This window comes from Janibacter sp. UYMM211 (genome assembly GCF_040547045.1).
Taxonomy (GTDB): domain Bacteria; phylum Actinomycetota; class Actinomycetes; order Actinomycetales; family Dermatophilaceae; genus Marihabitans; species Marihabitans melonis.
Window position 1 is genome coordinate 460,097 of sequence record NZ_JBEPOY010000002.1, and the last position, 20,219, is coordinate 480,315.

General features: G+C 73.3%; 17 protein-coding genes. 10 read left to right on the forward strand and 7 right to left on the reverse strand.

From position 1 onward, the window contains the following. The first annotated feature begins 21 nt into the window (after positions 1 to 21). Positions 22 to 1,194: a 5-(carboxyamino)imidazole ribonucleotide synthase gene (locus ABIB53_RS07335; protein WP_354587686.1), complete on the forward strand. Its 1,173-nt coding sequence runs from the start codon at positions 22 to 24 to the stop codon at positions 1,192 to 1,194. 25 nt (positions 1,195 to 1,219) lie between these two features. Beyond that, on the forward strand, positions 1,220 to 1,699 hold the full coding sequence (gene purE / locus ABIB53_RS07340; protein ID WP_354587937.1) for a 5-(carboxyamino)imidazole ribonucleotide mutase: 480 nt from the start codon (positions 1,220 to 1,222) through the stop codon (positions 1,697 to 1,699). Positions 1,700 to 1,720: 21 nt separating this feature from the next. Here purE and ABIB53_RS07345 read toward each other — a convergent pair whose 3' ends face one another. Beyond that, positions 1,721 to 2,176, reverse strand: a complete 456-nt coding sequence (locus ABIB53_RS07345; protein WP_354587687.1) for a CoA-binding protein — start codon at positions 2,174 to 2,176, stop codon at positions 1,721 to 1,723. Positions 2,177 to 2,293: 117 nt separating this feature from the next. Here ABIB53_RS07345 and ABIB53_RS07350 point away from each other — a divergent pair, with 117 nt between their 5' ends. Both ABIB53_RS07350 and ABIB53_RS07355 read left to right on the forward strand, forming a co-directional pair. Then, positions 2,294 to 3,469, forward strand: a complete 1,176-nt coding sequence (locus ABIB53_RS07350; protein WP_224766862.1) for a nucleotide sugar dehydrogenase — start codon at positions 2,294 to 2,296, stop codon at positions 3,467 to 3,469. Positions 3,470 to 3,604: 135 nt separating this feature from the next. Next, positions 3,605 to 4,783: an acyl-CoA dehydrogenase family protein gene (locus tag ABIB53_RS07355; protein ID WP_123091125.1), complete on the forward strand. Its 1,179-nt coding sequence runs from the start codon at positions 3,605 to 3,607 to the stop codon at positions 4,781 to 4,783. A gap of 57 nt (positions 4,784 to 4,840) precedes the next feature. Here the strand turns inward: ABIB53_RS07355 and ABIB53_RS07360 are convergent, their stop codons facing one another. Next, a complete protein-coding gene (locus ABIB53_RS07360) occupies positions 4,841 to 5,299 on the reverse strand; it encodes a MarR family winged helix-turn-helix transcriptional regulator (protein ID WP_191564563.1) in 459 nt (152 codons plus the stop codon). A gap of 91 nt (positions 5,300 to 5,390) precedes the next feature. Here ABIB53_RS07360 and ABIB53_RS07365 point away from each other — a divergent pair, with 91 nt between their 5' ends. After that, positions 5,391 to 6,836 (forward strand): MFS transporter, encoded by a 1,446-nt coding sequence (locus tag ABIB53_RS07365; protein WP_354587688.1) that lies wholly within the window; start codon positions 5,391 to 5,393, stop codon positions 6,834 to 6,836. Positions 6,837 to 6,957: 121 nt separating this feature from the next. On the opposite strand, the gene ABIB53_RS07370 is transcribed toward ABIB53_RS07365, so the two are convergent. After that, positions 6,958 to 7,806, reverse strand: a complete 849-nt coding sequence (locus tag ABIB53_RS07370) for a 3-hydroxybutyryl-CoA dehydrogenase (RefSeq protein ID WP_068273482.1) — start codon at positions 7,804 to 7,806, stop codon at positions 6,958 to 6,960. 101 nt (positions 7,807 to 7,907) lie between these two features. After that, entirely contained in the window at positions 7,908 to 9,374 is a 1,467-nt protein-coding gene (locus ABIB53_RS07375) for an LCP family protein (RefSeq protein ID WP_354587690.1), read from the reverse strand. A gap of 69 nt (positions 9,375 to 9,443) precedes the next feature. Between ABIB53_RS07375 and ABIB53_RS07380 the strand changes: the two genes are divergently transcribed. After that, the gene (locus tag ABIB53_RS07380) at positions 9,444 to 10,436 is read left to right on the forward strand and encodes a glycosyltransferase family 2 protein (protein ID WP_354587691.1); all 993 of its coding nucleotides are present in this window, start codon (positions 9,444 to 9,446) and stop codon (positions 10,434 to 10,436) included. Between the two features lie 73 nt (positions 10,437 to 10,509). After that, entirely contained in the window at positions 10,510 to 12,636 is a 2,127-nt protein-coding gene (locus ABIB53_RS07385) for a cell wall-binding repeat-containing protein (protein WP_354587692.1), read from the forward strand. Positions 12,637 to 12,780: 144 nt separating this feature from the next. Here the strand turns inward: ABIB53_RS07385 and ABIB53_RS07390 are convergent, their stop codons facing one another. Together ABIB53_RS07390 and ABIB53_RS07395 are read right to left on the reverse strand one after the other, a co-directional pair. Beyond that, the gene (locus ABIB53_RS07390) at positions 12,781 to 13,419 is read right to left on the reverse strand and encodes a 3-oxoacid CoA-transferase subunit B (protein WP_354587693.1); all 639 of its coding nucleotides are present in this window, start codon (positions 13,417 to 13,419) and stop codon (positions 12,781 to 12,783) included. A 1-nt stretch (position 13,420) separates the two neighbouring features. Further along, on the reverse strand, positions 13,421 to 14,242 hold the full coding sequence (locus ABIB53_RS07395) for a CoA transferase subunit A (RefSeq protein WP_251718601.1): 822 nt from the start codon (positions 14,240 to 14,242) through the stop codon (positions 13,421 to 13,423). Positions 14,243 to 14,513: 271 nt separating this feature from the next. On the opposite strand from ABIB53_RS07395, the gene ABIB53_RS07400 reads away from it, so the two are divergent. Further along, entirely contained in the window at positions 14,514 to 16,085 is a 1,572-nt protein-coding gene (locus ABIB53_RS07400; protein WP_123091114.1) for a peptidoglycan-binding domain-containing protein, read from the forward strand. A gap of 34 nt (positions 16,086 to 16,119) precedes the next feature. On the opposite strand, the gene ABIB53_RS07405 is transcribed toward ABIB53_RS07400, so the two are convergent. Beyond that, a complete protein-coding gene (locus ABIB53_RS07405; RefSeq protein WP_123091113.1) occupies positions 16,120 to 16,860 on the reverse strand; it encodes a TIGR03089 family protein in 741 nt (246 codons plus the stop codon). A gap of 50 nt (positions 16,861 to 16,910) precedes the next feature. Here ABIB53_RS07405 and ABIB53_RS07410 point away from each other — a divergent pair, with 50 nt between their 5' ends. Both ABIB53_RS07410 and ABIB53_RS07415 read left to right on the forward strand, forming a co-directional pair. After that, positions 16,911 to 19,052 (forward strand): hypothetical protein, encoded by a 2,142-nt coding sequence (locus ABIB53_RS07410; RefSeq protein ID WP_354587694.1) that lies wholly within the window; start codon positions 16,911 to 16,913, stop codon positions 19,050 to 19,052. 73 nt (positions 19,053 to 19,125) lie between these two features. Then, entirely contained in the window at positions 19,126 to 20,217 is a 1,092-nt protein-coding gene (locus ABIB53_RS07415; RefSeq protein WP_225212872.1) for a glycosyltransferase family 2 protein, read from the forward strand. Positions 20,218 to 20,219 lie beyond the last annotated feature (2 nt).

The window sequence follows — 20,219 nt, forward strand, 5'->3', positions numbered from 1 at the left end:
GACCTCGTTATTCTGCGATTCGTGACATCACCGCGCCGTGCTCCTGGAGGCTTCCCCGTCGTCGGCATCATCGGTGGTGGTCAGCTCGCCCGGATGTGCGCGGGCCCGGCCGTCGAGCTGGGCGTGACGCTGTCCGTCCTGGCCGCCGACGCCCACGACAGCGCCGCCCTCGTCGTCCCCAGCGCGCCCGTCGGCGGGCACACCGACCTCGAGGCCGTCCGGGCCTTCGCCCGGGCCTGCGACGTCGTGACCTTCGACCACGAGCAGGTCCCTGCCGAGGTGCTCGCGGCCCTCGAGGCGGACGGCGCGACCCTCCACCCGCGCCCCTCCGCGCTGCGCTACGCGCAGGACAAGCTCGCGATGCGCGAGCGCCTCTCGCGGGCCGGCATCCCGTGCCCGGCGTGGGCGGAGGTGCGTGACGAAGGGGGGCTGCTCGCCTTCGCAGACCAGCACGGCTGGCCGGTCGTGCTCAAGACCCCGCGCGGCGGCTACGACGGCCGCGGCGTGCTCGTCGCGACCCAGCCCGAGGACGCCACGGAGTGGCTCGCCCGGGCGGCCGCCGCCGGCGAGCCGCTGCTCGTCGAGGAGCGGGTCCCCTTCGTGCGCGAGCTCGCCGTCCTCGTCGCCCGCGCGCCCTCCGGCCAGGCCAGCGTGTGGCCGGTCGTCGAGACCGTCCAGTCCGGGGGCATCTGCACCGAGGTGCTCGCCCCGGCACCGGGGCTCACGCCCGAGCTCGCCGAGCGGGCGAGCGACGTCGCGCTCGGCATCGCCGCCGAGCTCGACGTCACCGGGGTCTTCGCCGTCGAGCTCTTCGAGCTCCCCGAGGGCCACGTCGTCGTCAACGAGCTCGCGATGCGCCCCCACAACTCGGGCCACTGGAGCATGGACGGCGCGACGACGGGGCAGTTCGAGCAGCACCTGCGGGCGGTCCTCGACCTGCCGCTCGGCTCGCCGCGAGCCCGGGCGCGCTGGACGGTCATGGCCAACGTGCTCGGCGGGGTCGACGCCGACCTCTACCCGACGTACCGCCACGTCATGGCCCGCGACCCCGAGCTCAAGGTCCACCTCTACGGCAAGGCGGTCCGCCCGGGCCGCAAGATCGGGCACGTCAACCTCAGCGGCGAGGACCTCGCCGACCTGCGTGAGCGGGCCCGGCACGCCGCCGACTACATCGAAGGAGCCATCCGTGAGTGAGCAGCAGCCGGTCGTCGGGGTCGTCATGGGCAGCGACAGCGACTGGCCCGTCATGCGGGCCGCCTCCGAGGTGCTCGACGAGCTCGGCGTCGCCCACGAGGCCGACGTCGTCTCGGCGCACCGCATGCCGACGGCGATGATCGAGTACGGCCAGCAGGCCGCCGAGCGCGGGCTGCGCGTCATCATCGCCGGCGCCGGGGGAGCGGCCCATCTGCCGGGCATGCTCGCGTCGGTCACGCCTCTGCCGGTCATCGGCGTGCCGGTCCCGCTGAAGTACCTCGACGGCATGGACAGCCTGCTCTCCATCGTCCAGATGCCCGCGGGCATCCCCGTCGCGACCGTCGCCGTCGGCGGGGCCCGCAACGCGGGCCTGCTCGCCGCGCGGATGCTCGGGGCGGGCGAGGGCGAGGAGGCGGCGCGCCTGCGCTCGGCGCTCGTCGCCTTCGCCGCCGACCTCGAGTCGTCCGCCCGGGCGAAGGGGGAGGCGCTGCGCGCGCAGCGCTGACCCCCCTTCGCCGCCGGTGTCCTAGCGGTGGGAGCCCATGGTGCGCAGCCGACGGGCCTGGATCTTCGGGCACGTGTCCATGACGACGTCGAGACCGGCGGCGCGGGCGCGGTCGGCAGCGGCGGCGTCGACGACGCCGAGCTGCATCCAGATCGCGTCGATCTGCAGCCGGTCCTTGTGCGCGATCGCCTGGTCGACGACCGACCCGACCTCGGTGCTGTTGACGAAGCAGTCGACGACCTTGACGTCGGTGTCGTCCGGGATGTCGGCGAGCGAGGCGTAGCCCGTGTCGCCGTCGACGTCCTCGGCGTCGGGGTGCACCGGGATGATGCCCTTGCCGAGCTCGTACTTCAGCCAGCGGGCGACGCGGTAGGCGTCACGCTCGGTGTTGTTGGACAGCCCCACGACCACCCAGATGCCCGGGTCGGCCATGAGCTCTCGCATGAGGTCGTCGTCGTTCTGATGGGTCAGGCTCATCCGGTCAGTCTCTGCCTTCCGACCCGGTCGTGGGGAGGGGCGCGCCGGGTCATTTCGGAGCGGGTCGGGGGGCGGGTGATAATGCCGTGTCCGCACCCCCAGGTAGACAGGGACCCCGTGAGCACTCGCATCGCCGTCGTCGGCACCGGTTACGTCGGCCTGTCCATGGCCGTCCTCCTCGCGCAGCACAACGAGGTGGTCGGCTTCGACATCGCGCCCGACCGGGTCGAGGCCCTCAACGACCGGCGCAGCCCGATCGCGGACCCCGAGATCGTCGACTTCCTCGCCCACCGCGAGCTCGACCTGCGCTTCACGCTCGACAAGGCCGAGGCCTACGCCGGCGCCGAGTACGTCGTCATCGCCACGCCCACGGACTACGACCCGCAGACCAACTACTTCAACACCTCCACCGTCGAGGGCGTCATCGCCGACGTCATGGAGCACGCCCCGGGCGCGACGATGGTCATCAAGTCCACGATCCCCGTCGGCTTCACCGCCGGCGTGCGCGAGCGCCTGGGCACCCCCGACGTCATCTTCTCGCCGGAGTTCCTGCGCGAGGGCCGGGCCCTGTACGACAACCTCCACCCCTCGCGCATCGTCGTCGGCGAGATCAGCGACCGTGCGCGCCGCTTCGCCGACCTGCTCGTCGAGGCCGCCGAGGACAGCGACATCCCGGTGCTGCTCACCGACTCCACCGAGGCCGAGGCGATCAAGCTCTTCGCCAACACCTACCTCGCGATGCGCGTCGCGTACTTCAACGAGCTCGACACCTTCGCCGCGACCCACGGGCTCAACACCCGCCAGATCATCGAGGGCGTGGGTCACGACCCGCGCATCGGCACGCACTACAACAACCCGAGCTTCGGCTACGGCGGGTACTGCCTGCCCAAGGACACCAAGCAGATGCTCGCGAACTACCAGGACGTCCCGCAGAACCTCATGCAGGCGATCGTCGACTCCAACCGCACCCGCAAGGACTTCGTCGCCGAGGACGTCCTGGCCCGCAGCCCCCGTGTCGTGGGCATCCACCGCCTCATCATGAAGGCCGGCTCGGACAACTTCCGCGCCTCCTCGATCCAGGGGATCATGAAGCGGATCAAGGCCAAGGGCGTCGACGTCGTCGTCTTCGAGCCCGAGCTCACCGACGACTCCTTCTACGGCTCGCGCGTCATCCGCGACCTCGACGAGTTCAAGGCCATGTCCGACGTCATCGTCGCCAACCGCCGCACCGACGACCTCGCCGACGTCGACGACAAGATCTACACCCGCGACCTCTTCGGCTCCGACTCCTGAGCCGACCCGCCCTGGTTCGAAGAAGGAGCGTCACCTCGAGGTGACGCTCCTTCTTCGACCCGGTGAGTGAGCGATTGCTCACCTCTGGGCGGGGGGCGTGCCGGTCTCGTGCAGGCCGGACGTAGCATCGGGCTCGTGAGCGCTGACGCCGACTTCGACCTCTTCCGCACGAGCGAGGACCACGAGGCCCTCCGTGAGGCGGTGCGTGCCGTCTCCGAGGCGAAGATCGCCCCCTTCGCCGCTGCCGTCGACGAGGAGAGCCGCTACCCGCAGGAGGCGCACGACGCCCTCGTCGCGGCCGACTTCCACGCGGCGCACGTCGCCGAGGAGCACGACGGCGTCGGCGCGGACGCACTCGCGGTCTGCATCATCATCGAGGAGGTCGCGCGGGTCTGCGCGAGCTCCTCGCTCATCCCCGCGGTCAACAAGCTCGGCTCGCTGCCGGTCATCCTCGGCGGCTCGCCGGAGATCAACGCGCGGTACATGCCCAAGCTCGCCTCCGGCGAGGGCTTCTTCTCCTACGGGCTCTCCGAGCGCGAGGCCGGCTCGGACACCGCGGGCATGCGCTGCCGGGCCACGAAGGACGGCGAGGACTGGGTGCTGCGGGGCAGCAAGGCGTGGATCACCAACGCCGGCGTCTCGGAGTACTACACGGTGCTCGCGGTCACCGACCCCGACGGCGAGCGCGGGCGCAACATCAGCGCCTTCGTCGTGGAGAAGTCCGACGAGGGCTTCACCTTCGGCGAGAAGGAGCGCAAGCTCGGCATCAAGGGCAGCCCGACCCGTGAGCTGCACTTCGACGACGTGCGTCTGCCCGGCGACCGCATCGTCGGCGCCGAGGGCGAGGGGCTGAAGATCGCCCTGCGCACCCTGGACCACACCCGCATCACCATCGGCGCGCAGGCCGTAGGCATCGCCCAGGGCGCGCTCGACCACGCGCTGGCCTACGTCAAGGAGCGCTCGCAGTTCGGCAAGGCCGTCGCCGACTTCCAGGGCATCCAGTTCATGCTCGCCGACATGGCGATGGAGCTCGAGGCCGCTCGCCAGATGGTCTACGTCGCGGCCGCGAAGTCCGAGCGCGGCGACGCCGACCTCACCTTCTTCGGCGCGGCCGCGAAGGCCTACGCCTCGGACATGGCGATGCGCGTCACGACGGACGCGGTCCAGCTCCTCGGCGGGGCGGGCTACACCCGTGACTTCCCGCTGGAGCGGATGATGCGCGACGCGAAGATCACCCAGATCTACGAGGGCACCAACCAGATCCAGCGGGTCGTCATGGCACGTCAGCTCCTGCAGGGCCTGCCGAAGGCCTGAGGCGAGGGGGCACCCCTTCGCCGTCCTGACGGGGGAGACCGTCCTGCGTGGGCCGCGTCAGCCGCGGGGCCAGGGGCGCCCGTGGAGGCGCTCGATGTCGCCGTTGAAGCGGCGCAGCAGCCGGACGAGGTCGTCGAGGTCCTCCTCGGGCCAGTCGCCGACGACCCGGCGAAGGCCGTCGACGTTCGCGCCGAGGTCGTGCTGCAGGTGCTCCTCGCCGGCCGGCGTGGGGCGGAACTTGCGTGCGACCCCGCCATCGGGGTCGGGCACGCGCTCGAGGTCTCCGCAGCGCAGCATCGCTGCGGTCTGCCGGTTGAGGGTGGACACGTCGAGGTCGAGGGCCTCGCTGAGCTCGGCGATGGTCATCGGGCCCTCGGCCTGGAGGCGGCGCAGCAGCGTGTAGGCGCTGCGCTCGAGGTGGCGCACCCGCTTCGGCGGGCGCCGTCCGGGCAGGAGGTAGCGGCTGAGGAGCATCGTCTCGAGCTCCAGCGCCTCGTGGCGCCCGTCGTGCGTCATGGCTTCGTCCCTCGTCGTCGGAGCGGGTGCGGGTGCGGGTGCACCCGCCCGGCTTTGTGCATCGTGCACATCATATGTACGGTACACATCCGTGTCACAGACCCTCCCCGCACCCGCGGCGTCGCCGCGCGCGATCGTCCCCGTCCTCGCCTTCGCCGGCATCGTCGCCGCCCTCATGCAGACCCTCGTCGTGCCGCTCATCGGTGACCTCCCGCAGCTGCTCGGCACGACGGCCACCGACGCGACGTGGGTCATCACCGCGACGCTGCTCGCCGCCGCCGTCGTCACGCCGGTGAGCGGACGCCTCGGCGACCTCTACGGCAAGCGACCGGTGATGCTCGGGTGCACCGCGCTACTCGTCGTCGGGTCCCTCGTGTGCGCCACCGCCTCGAGCGTCGTGCCGATGATCGTCGGGCGCGCCTTCCAGGGGGCCGCGATGGGTCTCATCCCGCTCGGCATCAGCGTCATGCGCGACCTGCTGCCGCCGGAGCGGCTGGGCAGCTCGATCGCCCTCATGAGCGCCTCGCTCGGCATCGGCGGCGCGCTCGGCCTGCCGGCGGCCGCGGCCGTCGCCGAGTACGGCAGCTGGCGCGGTCTCTTCTGGGGCGCGGCGGTGCTCGCGCTCGTCGTGGCCTTCCTCGTCCACCGCTTCCTGCCCGCGTCCGGGGTGACCGCGGGCGGTCGCTTCGACGTCGTCGGCGCGCTGGGCCTGGGCGTCGGCCTCATCTGCGTGCTCCTGCCGATCACGAAGGGGGCGGACTGGGGCTGGGCGAGCGGCCGGACCCTCGTCCCGCTCGTGGCCGGCGTCGTCGTCCTCCTCGTCTGGGGCGCCTACGAGCTGCGCACGCCCGAGCCGCTCGTCGACCTGCGGGTCACCGCCCGGCCGGTCGTGCTGCTCACCAACCTCGCCTCGGTCGTCGTCGGCTTCGCGATGTACGCCCAGGGCCTCGTCATCCCGCAACTGCTCCAGCTGCCCACCCAGACCGGGTACGGGCTCGGCCAGGACATGCTCCAGATGGGGCTGTGGATGGCCCCGGGCGGCATCGTCATGATGCTCGTCTCGCCGGTCGGCGCCCGGCTCTCGCACGCCCGTGGTCCGCGCACGACCCTCGCGCTCGGCGCGCTCGTCGTGTCGGTGGGCTACCTCGCCGCGATCGCGCTCATGGGCTCGACGTGGGGGCTGCTCGTCGCCGTGTGCCTCATGAGCTCCGGTGTCGGCTTCGCATACGGCGCCATGCCCGCGCTCATCATGGGCTCGGTCCCGATCTCCGAGACCGCGTCGGCGAACAGCGTCAACACGCTCATGCGCTCCATCGGCACCACCGTGTCGTCCGCGGTCATCGGCGTCGTCCTGTCGCACATGACGACCGACCTCGGGGGTGTGCCGCTGCCCAGCGAGTCCGGCTTCCGCGTCGGGCTGCTGCTCGGCGCCGCGGCGGCCGCGCTCGCTGCGGGGGTCGCCCTGCTCATCCCGCAGCGCGCCGCACGCGCCGCGGAGGAGAGCATCGAGAGCCCGGTGGAGCCGGCTCGCGCCTGACCGGCGTCCTCCCCGCCCAGCCGAGACCCCGGTGTGCCCGACACCCCTTCGTCGGACATCGCAGAAGCCCCCGCCGAGACCGGCGGGGGCTTCTGCGCGACCTGGGGCGTCCCCCTTCGGCCTACTGCTCGTAGGTGTAGAAGCCGCGGCCGGTCTTGCGACCGAGGAGGCCGGCGTCGACCATGCGCGCGAGCAGCGGCGGGGGAGCGTAGAGCGGCTCCTTGAACTCCTCGTAGAGCGACTGGGCGACGGCCATCGTCGTGTCGAGACCGATGAGGTCGGCCAGGGCGAGGGGGCCCTGCGGGTGGGCGGCACCGAGGACGAGGCCGGAGTCGATGTCCTCGGCGGTCGCGAAGCCGGACTCGTACATCCGGATCGCGCTGAGGATGAAGGGGATGAGCAGGCTGTTGACGACGAAGCCGGCGCGGTCCTGGCAGGTGATGGCCTGCTTGCCCAGGGTGTTGTCGACGTAGTCGCGGGCACGCTCGGTGGTCTGCGCGTCGGTCATGAGGGAGGGGACGAGCTCGACGAGCTTGAGCACCGGGACCGGGTTGAAGAAGTGGACGCCGAGGACGTGGCTCGGGCGCTTGGTGACCGTCGCGAGCTTCATGATCGGGATCGAGCTCGTGTTCGAGGCGAGGATCGCGTCCGGGCTGGTGACGATCTCGTCGAGCTGCTTGAAGAGGGCGACCTTCGCCGACTCCTCCTCGAGGATCGCCTCGACGACCATGTCGCGGTCGGCGAGCTCGGTGAGATCGGTGACGACCCGGATCCGCTCGAGCACGGCGCCGGCGTCGTCGAGCTTGCCGCGCTCCTGGGCCCGGCGCAGGGACTTCTCGAGGCGGGCGCGGCCCGACTCGGCGCGCGCGTCGTCGGACTCGACGACGACGACCTCGCTGCCTGCTCGCGCGCACACCTCCGCGATGCCCGCACCCATGAGCCCGCACCCGACGACACCGATCTTCTGCATGGGCGCGACGCTACCGGGCAGTCGTGGCGCGGAGCACATCGGGTGGAGACCGAAGGGGGCCGTGGTGGGCGAGGTGCGACGGCCCGCCAGGGTCTGACGGGTCAGCCCTTCGAGGGGTCGATGCTCAGGGGGCGGTTGTGGTTGAGGTCGTCGAAGAGCTGGGGGGCCTTCTCGGTGTCCCACTGCACGGCGGAGCCGACCGGGGTGGGCAGGTTGCTGTTCGAGATCGGGACGACGATCGAGTCGCCCTCCCCCTTCGACACCGAGCGGATCGCCCAGAAGGCACGACCGGTCTCGATCATCGAGTCGTCCTCGCCGACGGTGAGGGCGCCGCCCGACTGCTGGCCCAGGGAGCGCAGCTTCCACGGCTGGACCAGGGTGCCCGGCGTCGCGATCTCGCCCATGAGCGAGCCGAGGAACTGCCGCTGACGCTTCGCGCGGCCGATGTCGCCCTCGGGGTCGGAGTAGCGCGCCCGGACGTAGCCGAGCGCGGTCTTGCCGTCGAGGGTCTGGCAGCCCTTCTTGAGGTCGATGTGCGCCTTGGGGTCGTCCATGTCGCGCTGGACGCAGATCCACACCCCGTCGACGGCGTCGACGACCTGCGCGAAGCCGCCGAAGCCGATCTCCATGTACCCGTCCATGTGCAGACCGGTGTTGGCCTCGATCGTCTCGCCGAGCAGCTTGGCCCCGCCGATCGAGTAGGCGGCGTTGATCTTGTTCATCCCGTGGCCGGGGATCTCGACGTAGGAGTCGCGGGGGATCGACAGCAGGACCGGCCGGTCGCCGCCGGTGTGCAGCACGATGATCGAGTCGGTGCGCTTGCCCTCGGCCTGGCCGGTGCCCAGCCGGTTGCGCTCCTCGCGGGTCATGCCCTCGCGGGAGTCGCTGCCGACGAGCAGGACGTTGCGCCCGTCGCCCTCGGCGACGCGCTCGCCGCTCGGGGTCGCGTCGACCTTGTTGACCTCGCCCCACGCCGAGCTCACGGCCCAGTACGTCGCCCCGCCCCAGACGAGGGCGAGGCAGAGCAGCACGATCCCGGCGGTGCGAAGGGGGCGGCGGCGCCGGCCCCCACCGGTGCGCGTCGGGCCGGTCGGGCCCCCGGGACGACCCCGGTCGTCGGTCGCGGGCCGCTCCGGACGGCGGGGCCGCTCCGGGCGCGGCGACTGGCCCTGGCCGGCCACCGGCATGACCCGGGTGCGCGGCTCGGCCCGCTCGTCGGGCCGGGCCTGCTGGCGGGGACGGGACTGCCCCTGGGGGCGTGACCCTGCCGGACGGGCGGCGCGGCTGCCGGTCGGGATGGCGCGGGCGGTGTCGTCGGCGCGTGCTGAGCCCGGCTCAGGACGGCGGCGCGGGCGGTCGGCGGGCTGCTTCGGCGCGGGCTTCGATGTGGGCTTGGGGGCGGGCTTGGCCGCGCCCTGGGCGGGGCGCTGAGGCCGCTGCGGCCGCTCGCGCGGGGTCGGCGAACCCCCGGTGGAGCGGGAGCGGCCGCGCCGCACGTCGAAGGTCATCGCGTCGTCGTCGCGACGTCCGTCCTCGGGGCGGCGGGGCCGGCGGGGGTGCTCAGGCATGCCGGACAGGGTACGAGGCGCAGCCGTGTGCTCGCTCGCAGCAACACCGTGGACGGCCATACTGGGCCCGTGCCGCACCCCCTCCCCGCCGTCAGCGTCGTCATGCCCGTCCTCGACGAGGAGCGTCACCTCGAGGCCTCCGTGCGCCAGGTCCTCGAGCAGGACTACGAGGGACGGGTCGAGGTCGTCCTCGCCGTCGGGCCCTCCTCGGACCGGACCGAGGAGCTCGCCGCGCGTCTGGCCGCCGCCGACCCGCGGGTGCTCTCCGTGCCCAACCCCAGCGGACGCACCCCCGACGGCCTCAACGCCGCCATCGCCGCGTCCTCCGGCGACGTCGTCGCCCGCGTCGACGCCCACGCCGAGATCCCCCCGTCGTACATCTCCACGGCGGTGCGCGTCCTGGACGAGACGGGCGCAGACAACGTCGGCGGGATCATGGACGCCCGGGGGACGACCCCCTTCGAGCGGGCGGTCGCGACGGCGATGCGCAGCCCGCTCGGCGTCGGCGGCAGCCGCTTCCACGTCGGCGGGGGCGCGGGCGAGGCCGACACGGTCTATCTCGGGGTCTTCCGGCGAGAGGCCCTGGAGTCCGTCGGCGGCTACGACCCGCACTTCTCGCGGGCCCAGGACTGGGAGATGAACCACCGCCTGCGCCAGCAGGGCCGCCGCGTGTGGTTCACCCCCGACCTCGTCGTCACCTACCGCCCGCGCAGCACGGTGCGCCGGCTCGCCGAGCAGTACCGCGGCTACGGCCGGTGGCGCCGGGTCGTCGCCCGTCGTCACCCGGGCACGGCCAACGCCCGCTACCTCGCCCCGCCGGTCATGGTCGCCGGCACCCTCGCCGCGACCGTCGTCGGGCTGCGCTGGCGGCCCGCCCTCGTCGTGCCGCTCGGCTACGCCGCGGCCGTCACCGTGGGCGGCTGGGTGGTGGCGAAGGGGGAGACCCCCGCCGTGCGGGCCCGGGTGCCCCTGGCGATCGCGACGATGCACTGGGCGTGGGGGATCGGCTTCCTCACCAGCCCCGCCTCGCTCGCCGCCGACGGGGACGACCAGACCCGCTGAGGCCCTGTCGCGGGGCGGCCCGCGGGACTACGATCGATGCCCCGCAGATCCCTTCGAGCCAGCCGGTCCCGCCATGATCTCGCCTCGCACACTGCCCGCCCTGCTCCTCGCCGCCGTGCTCCTCGTGCCGCTGGCGGCGCCGACCTCCGCCGCGCCACCGGGCCGTGCGCCGGCCGCGGACGCGGCGGTCGTCGTGCCGGCGCAGTGGCAGATCAGCGGGTCGGGCTTCGGGCACGGCGTGGGCATGAGCCAGTACGGGGCGAAGCACCTCGCCGACGAGGGCTGGAGCGCGCGCCAGATCCTCGCGCACTACTACGCCGGCACGACCTACGACGCCGTCCCGGACACCCAGCAGGTCGCGGTCTCGCTCGAGCAGTCGGTGGCGCGGTCGCGGCTCGTCGGGCGCGCGACGGCGAGCGGAGGGGGCACCCTCACCCTCACCGCCGGCTCGCGCACCGTGAGCGCCCCGGGCGGGGCGACGGTCGTCGTCACCCGCAGCGGCTCGTCGGTCGTCGCGAGCTGTTCGTCCTGCTCCTGGGCGCCGCTCACCGGGTCGAGCATCACCGCGACGACCTGGGCGGCCCGGACCGATCTCGAGGTCTCGGGGTCGCTCTACCGGTACGGCCGCCTCGTCCTCACCCCCTCGGCCGGCGCGGGAGTGCACGCCGTCCTCTGGGTCCGGCTGCACGACGAGTACCTCGACCAGATCCGCGAGGTGCCGTGGAGCTGGCCGTCGTCGGCCCTCCAGGCGCAGGCCGCTGCGGCGCGGGCCTACGCGATGCGCAAGATCTCCGCCGGGCTGCGCCCGGAGTGCGCCTGCCACGTCACCGACACCGTCGCCGACCAGGTCTTCCACCCCGTGCCCACGGGCGGCGAGCTCGCCGCCTGGCCGCGCTGGCAGGCGGCCGTGCGGGCGACCGGCTCGTCCTCGACGGGGTACGTCCCGCGCTACGGCGGCCAGGTGATCGAGGCGCTGTACTCGTCGAGCAACGGCGGGTGGTCGCTCGACGGGGGAGAGGTCTTCGGAGCGGCGCGGCCCTACCTGCGCAGCCGCTACGACCCCGCGAGCCTCGGCTCGGAGAACCCCTACCGCTCGTGGACCCGGACGATCTCGCAGTCGAGCCTCGCGGCGGCCTTCGGCCTGCCCGACGTCGTGCGCCTCGACCTGTCCGACCGGGCGACCGGCCACGCCGTGGCCACCGCGAGGGCGACCTCCTCGGGCGGCGCGACGGCGACGCTGACCGGGGTCGCGCTCCGTCAGGCCCTCGGCCTCCCGTCGACGGCGCTGCGCCGCGCCGACGCGCGGACGTCGGGCGCGGGCGCCCCCGGGCTGGCCGTCGCGATCGCGCGGTCGGTCCCCACGAGCGCGACGAGCGTGGTCCTCGCCAGCCAGTACGAGCAGGACGCGCTCCACGCCCTCGTCGCCCAGCCGCTCGCCGGCACCCTCGACGCCCCGCTGCTCCTCACCGGTCGCCGCGGCCTGGGGTCTGCGACGACGGCGGAGCTGGACCGGCGGGGGAGCCGCGTACGCACCGCCTACGTCGTCGGCGGGCCCGCGACGGTCGAGGACGGGGTGCTGCGCGCGCTGCGCTCGCGGGGTCTCGTCGTCGTGCGTCTCGGCGGCTCGGACGTCGACTCGGTGGCCGCCGCGGTCCTGCAGCAGATCTCGGCGAGGCGCACCGTGCGGGCCGTCGCGGTGACGACGACGACGGGGCGCTCGGCCGGCGCGGCCTTCTCCGGGACGGCGCGACGTCTGCGCGAGCCGGTCGTCGTCGCGGGCAGCACGCAGCTGCCGTGGCGCACCCGGGCGGCGGTGGGCCGAGCGGGGGTGACGTCGGCGCACCTGCTCGGCAGCACCGCGCACGTCTCCGAGGCCGTCGAGGACTCGCTCACCGGGGCCGGCCTGAGCACTGTGCGCCTGCCGGGTGACGACGACGCCGAGGTCGCCGGGCGGGTCGGGGAGCACTTCGTGCGCTCCGTCGGCGGCACCGAGGTCGTCCTCGCCCCGGCGGGTTCGGCCCGGGTCCTCCACCGGGCGGTCGCCGGAGGGCTCGGCGAGGTCGTGCTCGTCGGGGCTGCCCCGCTGCCGGGTGCCACGGCGGCCGCCCTGCAGCGCGCCCCGTCGTGGACCCGCGTGCGGGCCGTCGGCACGACGCAGGAGGTGCCGACGGCCTGGCTGTGGGCCGCGCGGGAGTCGTGAGCCGCCTCGGTTGGTCTCGAGGCTCGGGCGCAGGGCGCCCTCGCACCTCGACCAGCGAGGAGGGCTGGGTGGTCTCGCACCTCGACCAGCGAAGGTGGCTGGGTGTCTCGAGGCTCCTTCGTCGCACCTCGACCGGCGAGGGGGTCAGCCCTCGAGGTCGAAGGTCAGCGCCACGCCCGTCTTGTCCTGGAGGTCCGCGGGGGAGATGTCGAAGAGCTCGCGCACGACGACGCCGTCCTCGGTGAGGTCCATGACGGCGAGGTCGGTGATGACCCGCTGCACGACGCCCTTGCCGGTGAGCGGCAGGTCGCACTCGGCGACGATCTTGTGCGAGCCGTCCTTGGCGACGTGCTCCATGAGGACGATGACCTTGCGGGCGCCGTGGACGAGGTCCATCGCGCCGCCCATGCCCTTGACCATCTTGCCGGGGATCATCCAGTTGGCGATGTCGCCGTTGGCGGCGACCTGCATGGCGCCGAGGATCGCCGCGTCGACCTTGCCGCCGCGGATCATCCCGAAGGACGTGGCGGAGTCGAAGATGCTCGCCCCCTTGCGCAGGGTGACCGTCTCCTTGCCCGCGTTGATGAGATCGGGGTCGACGGCGTCCTCGGCGGGGTAGGCCCCGACGCCGAGGATGCCGTTCTCGGACTGCAGGACGATCTCGACGTCGTCGGGCACGTAGTTCGGCACGAGCGTGGGCAGCCCGATGCCGAGGTTGACGTAGTCGCCGTCGGCGAGCTCCTGGGCGGCACGTGCGGCCATCTGCACACGGGTCAGCGGCATCTCAGGCCTCCTGCGTCGTGGGAGTGGGGGTGACCGTGCGCTTCTCGATGCGCTTGTCGGCGGCCTGCTCGGCCGTCAGCGGCAGCACCCGCTGGACGTAGATGCCCGGCAGGTGCACCTCGTCGGGGTCCAGCTCGCCGGGCTCGACGAGCTCCTCGACCTCGGCGATCGTCAGCCGGCCGGCCATGGCGCACAGCGGGTTGAAGTTGCGCGAGCTCGTGCGGAAGACGAGGTTGCCGTGGCGGTCGCCCTTCCAGGCGCGCACGAGGGCGAAGTCGGTGGAGATCGCCTCCTCGAGGACGAACTCGTGCTCCTCGACCCGGCGGCCGTCCTCGGCCTCGGCGTCGCGGCTCGTCACGGCGAAGGGGCGCACCTCCTTCGGCGGCGAGGCGAGGGCGATGCCGCCCTCGGCGTCGTAGCGCCACGGCAGACCGCCGTCGGCGATCTGCGTGCCGACCCCGGTGCGGGTGTAGAAGGCAGCGATCCCGGCGCCACCGGCCCGCAGCTTCTCCGCGAGCGTGCCCTGAGGGGTGAGCTCGACCTCGAGCTCGCCGGAGAGGTACTGGCGGGCGAACTCCTTGTTCTCCCCGACGTAGGAGGATGTCATCCGGTCGATCTGACCACCGGCGAGGAGCAGGCCCAGCCCCCAGTCGTCGACGCCGCAGTTGTTGCTCACGCAGCGCAGGTGCTTCACCCCCGTCCGTCGCAGCTCGGCGATGAGCACGCTCGGGATACCGCACAACCCGAACCCGCCCACGGCCAGGGAGGCGCCGTCACGGATCCCGTCGACGGCCTCGGCAGCAGTGGAGACGACCTTGTCCATGGCGCCAGGCTAGTGGCCGTCGACGGACGGTCCCGGGCGGGGTGCGCGGGCCCGGCGGGCCGGTCAGCAGTGTCCTCCCGCAGCACCGCGCCGTGGGCTCGTCCACGGAACGACAGGGACGTAATTCACCCCGAGGGTCTGGCGCGTCGGGAGTGCCCCGTGAGATATCTGTGCACGTTGTGGCGCCAGGGACCTCTGTGACACCTGATGCCAGACGCCGTTGGGCTCCCCCTGGCCCAGCGGATCTGCCTGCTGAAACGGAGGATCCGGCGTGTCCCTCAGCGCCCGCGTTCTTGGTGCCCTCGTCGTCCCCGCCGTGACCATCCCCGTCATGGCCCCGCTCGCCGCGGCGGACGCCCCGAGGCCGCCCGTCAACAACAACCTGCCCGGTGACCTCGACGTCGCCTCGCCGTACCTGCCGCAGACGGTCTGCGACCCGGTGGCCAAGCCGGGCGTCACCGCCTTCGCCCGTCTCATGTCCCAGCACTACAGCCAGCTCAACTACGGCATCAGCCGCAACTGCAACGCCGGTCTGACGGAGCACTCCGAGGGGCGCGCGCTGGACTGGATGCTCAACAAGAACGACCCCCGTCAGCAGGAGATCGCCGACTCGGTCGTCGCCTGGCTCGTCGCCCCGGACGCGCAGGGCCGCCCGGGCGCGATGGCCCGCCGCTTCGGCGTCATGTACATCATCTGGGACCGCAAGATCTGGGGCACGTACAACATGGGCGTCGGCTGGCGCCCGTACTACGGGTCGAGCCCGCACACCGACCACATCCACTTCTCCTTCAGCTGGGACGGCGCGATGCAGCGCACGTCGTGGTGGACGGGCAAGGCGTGGACGAGCGTCACGAGCACCCCCGGCGGGTCGAGCGGGACCCCCGTCACGCCCCCGGTCGCCACCCCGGACAGCTACCCGACCCTCAAGGTCGGCGCGAAGGGGGACGACGTCAAGCTCGCGCAGAAGGTCATCGGCGTCACCGCCGACGGCGCCTTCGGCCCCGCGACGGAGACCGCGCTGCGCCGTTGGCAGTCGGCGCAGTCCATCCCGGTCACCGGTGTCCTCGACACCCGCACGTGGGAGCGGATGGTGGCGCTGGGCGAGATACCCGCTCGCGGGGGCATGGAGAGCCTGGCGAAGTACTTCAAGACCACCCTGCGCCTCGGCTCGACCGGTGAGGCGGTCAAGGCCGCGCAGAAGAAGCTCGGGATCGCCGCCGACGGCAGCTACGGCGAGAAGACCGCGACCGCCGTGCGCTCCTTCCAGCGCAAGATGACCCTCAAGGTCGACGGCGTCGTCGGCGAGAACGCCTGGCGCGCGCTCGCCGGGCTGCCGTACAAGAAGAACGGATCGGTCCAGACGCCGAAGCCGACCCCGGTCACCCCGACCGTGCGCTCGACGACGGAGTACTCCGGCCTGAAGTCGACGGTCCTGGCCCCCGGCGCTCGCGGTGCCGCGGTGAAGACCCTCCAGCGCGCTCTCGCCATCGGCGTCGACGGTGCCTACGGCAAGGCCACGGAGAAGGCCGTCCGCTCCTTCCAGTGGGCGAGCAAGCTCAAGGTCACCGGCGTCGTCGACGCCAAGACGTGGGACGCGCTCGAGGCCCGCGACTACCCCTTCCTCAAGTACCGCACCACGGTCATCAAGCCCGGCTCGAAGGGGTATGCCGTCACCACCCTGCAGCGCTACCTCGGCGTCCGGGCGGACGGCTCCTACGGGCCGAAGACCGTCGAGGCGGTCAAGGCGCTCCAGGGCCGACGGGGCATGGCCCGCACCGGTGTCGTCGGCGGCATGACGTGGCAGGCCCTCGAGCACGAGCTGCGCGCCCGCCGCGCGGGCTGACGCACCCCCGTACCCACGACGAGGTCGACCCGGCTCAGGCCGGGTCGACCTCGATCTGGTGGTCCACCCCTTCGTCCTGGGCCCGCCGCGCCCGCACGGCGGGGTCGGTGCCGCCGACGTGGACGACGAGAGAGCCTCGGGCGGACCACGCGGCGACGAGCGCGAGCAGCAGGTCCTGCGTGCTCGCGGGCGCGACGTCGACCCGGCCGCCACGGGGCAGGTCGGGCCAGCGCCGCGCTGCCGCGTCGACGAGCTCGCCGTAGGTGATCTCGCCGGAGCCGGTGACGAGCGCGGTGCCGTCGGGCTCGGGCGTCGCCCAGGGGGCGAAGAAGTCGCCGTAGCCCGACACGTCGGCCGCCTCGTCGACGACGCCCGGGGGCAGCGCGACGTCGCTCGAGCGGGCGAGCGAGGCGCGGGTGAGGTAGACGCTCGTCGTCGCGTCCGGGCCGGGCAGGGTGTCGCTCACGGCCACCTCGGCGTCGTCGACCTCGACGAGCGAGAGCGTCGCGCCGACGGCCCATGTCGCGAGCGCCCAGTACGTGGCGCGCCAGTGCGGCCGGGCGGCGAGCACGACGACCGAGCCGGGGGCGACGTCCCACTCCTCTTGGAGCGCGTTCGCCGCCTTCGAGACCCACTTGTCGAGGACGCGGGCGGACAGCTCGACCCGCTCGCCGGCCGTCGCGCCGGGCAGGTCGTCGTAGCAGGTGATCCGCGGGCGGGCCGGGTCGTCGGCCAGGAGGGCGGGCAGGAGGTCGGCGGGGGAGGGGGCTGGCATGGCACCACCGTGCCACGTCGCGTCGAGGTGGTCGGGATACCGTGGCGCGCGTGACTGCCGCCGCGACCGTTCCTGACGACCGCGAGCGGACCGCCTCCCGCAGCACGGCCGACGCCGGTGGCGTGCTCACCCGCGTCGTGCTCGCCACGGCCCTGTGGCTCGTGCTGCTCGGCTTCGTCGGAGCGGTCTTCGCCTGGGTCGGGGCCTGGACCCCGCTCGTCGGCGTCGTCACCGCCGTCGTCGCCGCGGCCGCGGCGGTGCGGGGGACCCGTGACCTGCCCGCCGTCGCGATGCCGGCGGCCCCCGCGGCGCTCCTCGTCCTCGCCGTCCTCGCCATCACGGTGTGGACCGGTACGACACGCAGCGAGCAGGTGCTGCCCCGCCGCGACTCCGCGAGCTACTACCAGGCGACCGAGCAGCTGGCCCGTGAGTCGCGCCGGCCCGTGCCCGTCGACCCGGCCGACATCGGCGGCCCGGAGACCCTCGCGGTGCCGGGGCTGACGCTGGAGTCCCCGGCCTTCTACGAGATCGGCTCGCCGGACGACCCCTCGGTCCAGCCGCAGTTCATGCCCGGCCCCGCCCTGACGTACTCGATCCCCCTTCGTCTCGGCGGGCCGGACCTCGCGATGTGGGCGCCGGCCGTGCTCGCCGGTCCCGCACTGCTCGGGCTCGGGCTGCTCCTCGCCCTCGGCATCCGGGGCCGAGCCGGCGCCTGGCTCGCCACGCCGGGGGTGCTGCTCGTCGGGGCGTGCTTCCCGTGGCTGCACACCTCGCGCAGCACGTACTCCGAGCCGCTCGCCGCGCTCACCCTCGCCGGCGGCTTCCTCGCCCTGGCTCTCGCGACGCGAGACGACGGCCGCGGGGCCTCCGGCCCGGCGGCGGTGCGCGTCGCGCGCACCGCGCTGCTCGCCGGGGTGCTCGTCGGCGGCACGAGCATCGTGCGCATCGACGCCCTGCGCGAGACGATGCTGCTCGTCCCCGTCGCCGCACTGCTCCTCGCGCGCGGGCGGTCGTGGGGGCGGCCGCTGCTCGTCGGCTCCGTCGGGGCGACGCTCGCGGGCTTCGCCGTCGCGGGTGTCATGAGCTGGCGCTACCTCGGCGAGATCGGCGCCTCCCTGCTGCCCCTCGTCGGGCTCGTCGTCCTCATGGGACTGCTGTGCTGGTACCTCCTGCGCCGCTCGGCGCGCGGCTGGTCGCTGCCGGCGCGCCTCACGACGACCCTGCCGCGCGTGCTCGCGCCGCTCGTCGTCCTCGTCGGCGTCGGTCTCGCGCTGCGCCCGCTCGTCATGACGGTGCGCCAGGACCCGAGCGACCCCGGCGCGATGTACGTCGCGCGGATGCAGGCCGCGCAGGGCCTGCCGGTCGACGGCGGACGCACCTACGCCGAGCACTCCGTCGAGTGGCTGTCGTGGTGGGTGGGCCCGGTGGCCCTCGTCGTCGCCCTCCTCGCGCTCGCCGCCCTGTGGGGGCGGCTGGGCTCGACGTGGGCGAAGGGGGACCCCTACCCGTCCTGGGCCGGCCCGCTCTTCGTCGCGACCGGGTCGAGCCTGCTCACCCTGTGGCGACCCGGCATCACCCCCGACCACCCGTGGGCCGACCGCCGGCTCCTCGTCGTCCTGCCCCTCGTGCTCCTCCTCGTCGTCGTGGCGGCCGCCTGGCTCGGCCGCCGGCTGCTCGCGACTGCCCCGGGGGCCGCGGGTCGGGGGCTGGCCGCAGCGGCCGTCGCGGTCGTCCTCCTCGCCGCCGCCGTCCCCACCGCCGCGGCGACCTGGCCGCACCGCTCCGAGCGCATCGAGCAGGGCGAGCTGGCCGCGGTCGACACCTACTGCCGTGCCGTGTACGACAGCGGGGCCACGCTCGTGCTCGCGGCGGACGACTGGGCGGTCAACCAGTGGGCCCAGGTGACGCGGGGCATGTGCGACGTGCCGGCCGTCGCCACCCAGGGCCTGCTGCGCGACGACCCGCAGGAGCTGCGGGCCGCCGTCGACGACCTCGCCGAGCGGGTCGAGGCCTCCGGCGGGCGTCTCGTCCTCGTCGCCTCGCGCGGTCCGCAGTCGCTGCCTGAGCTCGGTCTGCCCGCGGGCGAGCTCGTCCTCGACGTCACCGTTCAGGAGGACATGCGCATCCTCGAGGACCGCCCCGACGGGACGACCCCGCTGCCCCTCCAGGTCTGGCTCGCCCCGGCCGGCTGAGCACGGCGGGCCGACCACCCCTTCGGGCACGATGCGGCCCGCCGACCCGGCGGGCGATACCCTCGCTCACGAGATGAGCGAGCACATGCAGGGCCCCGGGCCCACCCCCGTCCCGTCGTCCGACCCGACCGTCCCGGTCCCGCAGCCGGGGCGCAGCGGTGCCGTGCGCGACGACGGGGACCACGTCGTCACGCCGGCCGTCGCCGGTCACCCCGGTCGGCGCAACCCTGTCGTCGAGCACGTCGGGGCCGGCGAGCCGGTCGAGCGCGAGCCGGGCGACCCGCTCGTCACCGTCGTCCTGCCCTGCTACAACGAGGCCGAGCACGTCATGCTCGAGATCGAGCGGATCAGCCGCGTCCTCGACGAGAGCGGGCTGAGCTACGAGCTGCTGTGCATCGACGACGCGTCGACGGACGACACCCTCGAGGTGCTCACCGCCGCGGCCGTGGACTACCCGGCCATCCGCATCCTCGCCTTCCGCCGCAACGGCGGCTCGGGCACCGCGCGTCGCATCGGCACCCAGCAGGCCCGCGGCGAGATCGTCGTGTGGACCGACGCCGACATGACCTACGAGAACGAGCGCATCCCCGAGCTCGTCCAGGTGCTCCTCGACGACCCGTCCTACGACCAGGTCGTCGGCGCGCGCACCACCGAGGAGGGCACCCACAAGTGGGCGCGCGTCCCGGCGAAGTTCGTCATCCGCAAGATCGCCGAGTGGCTCTCGCGCCAGCGGATCCCGGACCTCAACTCCGGTCTGCGGGCGATCCGCCGCTCCGTCGCGCTGCCCTACCTGCGCCTGCTGCCCCCCGGCTTCTCGTGCGTCACGACGATCACGCTGGCCTTCCTCATGAACCAGCACGACATCAAGTACGTCTACACGTCGTACGCGAAGCGGGCCGGCACCTCGAAGTTCAAGTTCTTCAAGGACGCCTACCGCTACATCCTCCAGGTGCTGCGCATGGTCATGTACTTCGACCCGCTGCGGGTGCTCATGCCGCCCGCGCTGTGGCTCGTGCTCATCGGCGGGCTCAAGCTCGTCGTCGACATGGTGCGCCACCCCTTCTACGTCCCGGCGAGCACGATCCTGCTCGTCGTGAGCGGCATCCTCATCGGGTCCCTCGCGCTCATGGCCGACCTGCTCGTCCGCTCGCGCGACGCGGTCTAGCC

What these genes read in the sequence shown, in the direction of transcription:
- purE (WP_354587937.1), top strand. Translation starts at nt 1,220, where the DNA reads ATGGGCAGCGACAGCGACTGGCCCGTCATGCGGGCCGCCTCCGAGGTG.
- ABIB53_RS07345 (WP_354587687.1), bottom strand. Translation starts at nt 2,176, where the DNA reads ATGAGCCTGACCCATCAGAACGACGACGACCTCATGCGAGAGCTCATG.
- ABIB53_RS07360 (WP_191564563.1), bottom strand. Translation starts at nt 5,299, where the DNA reads ATGACGCACGACGGGCGCCACGAGGCGCTGGAGCTCGAGACGATGCTC.
- ABIB53_RS07370 (WP_068273482.1), bottom strand. Translation starts at nt 7,806, where the DNA reads ATGCAGAAGATCGGTGTCGTCGGGTGCGGGCTCATGGGTGCGGGCATC.
- ABIB53_RS07375 (WP_354587690.1), bottom strand. Translation starts at nt 9,374, where the DNA reads ATGCCTGAGCACCCCCGCCGGCCCCGCCGCCCCGAGGACGGACGTCGC.
- ABIB53_RS07385 (WP_354587692.1), top strand. Translation starts at nt 10,510, where the DNA reads ATGATCTCGCCTCGCACACTGCCCGCCCTGCTCCTCGCCGCCGTGCTC.
- ABIB53_RS07390 (WP_354587693.1), bottom strand. Translation starts at nt 13,419, where the DNA reads ATGCCGCTGACCCGTGTGCAGATGGCCGCACGTGCCGCCCAGGAGCTC.
- ABIB53_RS07395 (WP_251718601.1), bottom strand. Translation starts at nt 14,242, where the DNA reads ATGGACAAGGTCGTCTCCACTGCTGCCGAGGCCGTCGACGGGATCCGT.
- ABIB53_RS07405 (WP_123091113.1), bottom strand. Translation starts at nt 16,860, where the DNA reads ATGCCAGCCCCCTCCCCCGCCGACCTCCTGCCCGCCCTCCTGGCCGAC.
- ABIB53_RS07415 (WP_225212872.1), top strand. Translation starts at nt 19,126, where the DNA reads ATGAGCGAGCACATGCAGGGCCCCGGGCCCACCCCCGTCCCGTCGTCC.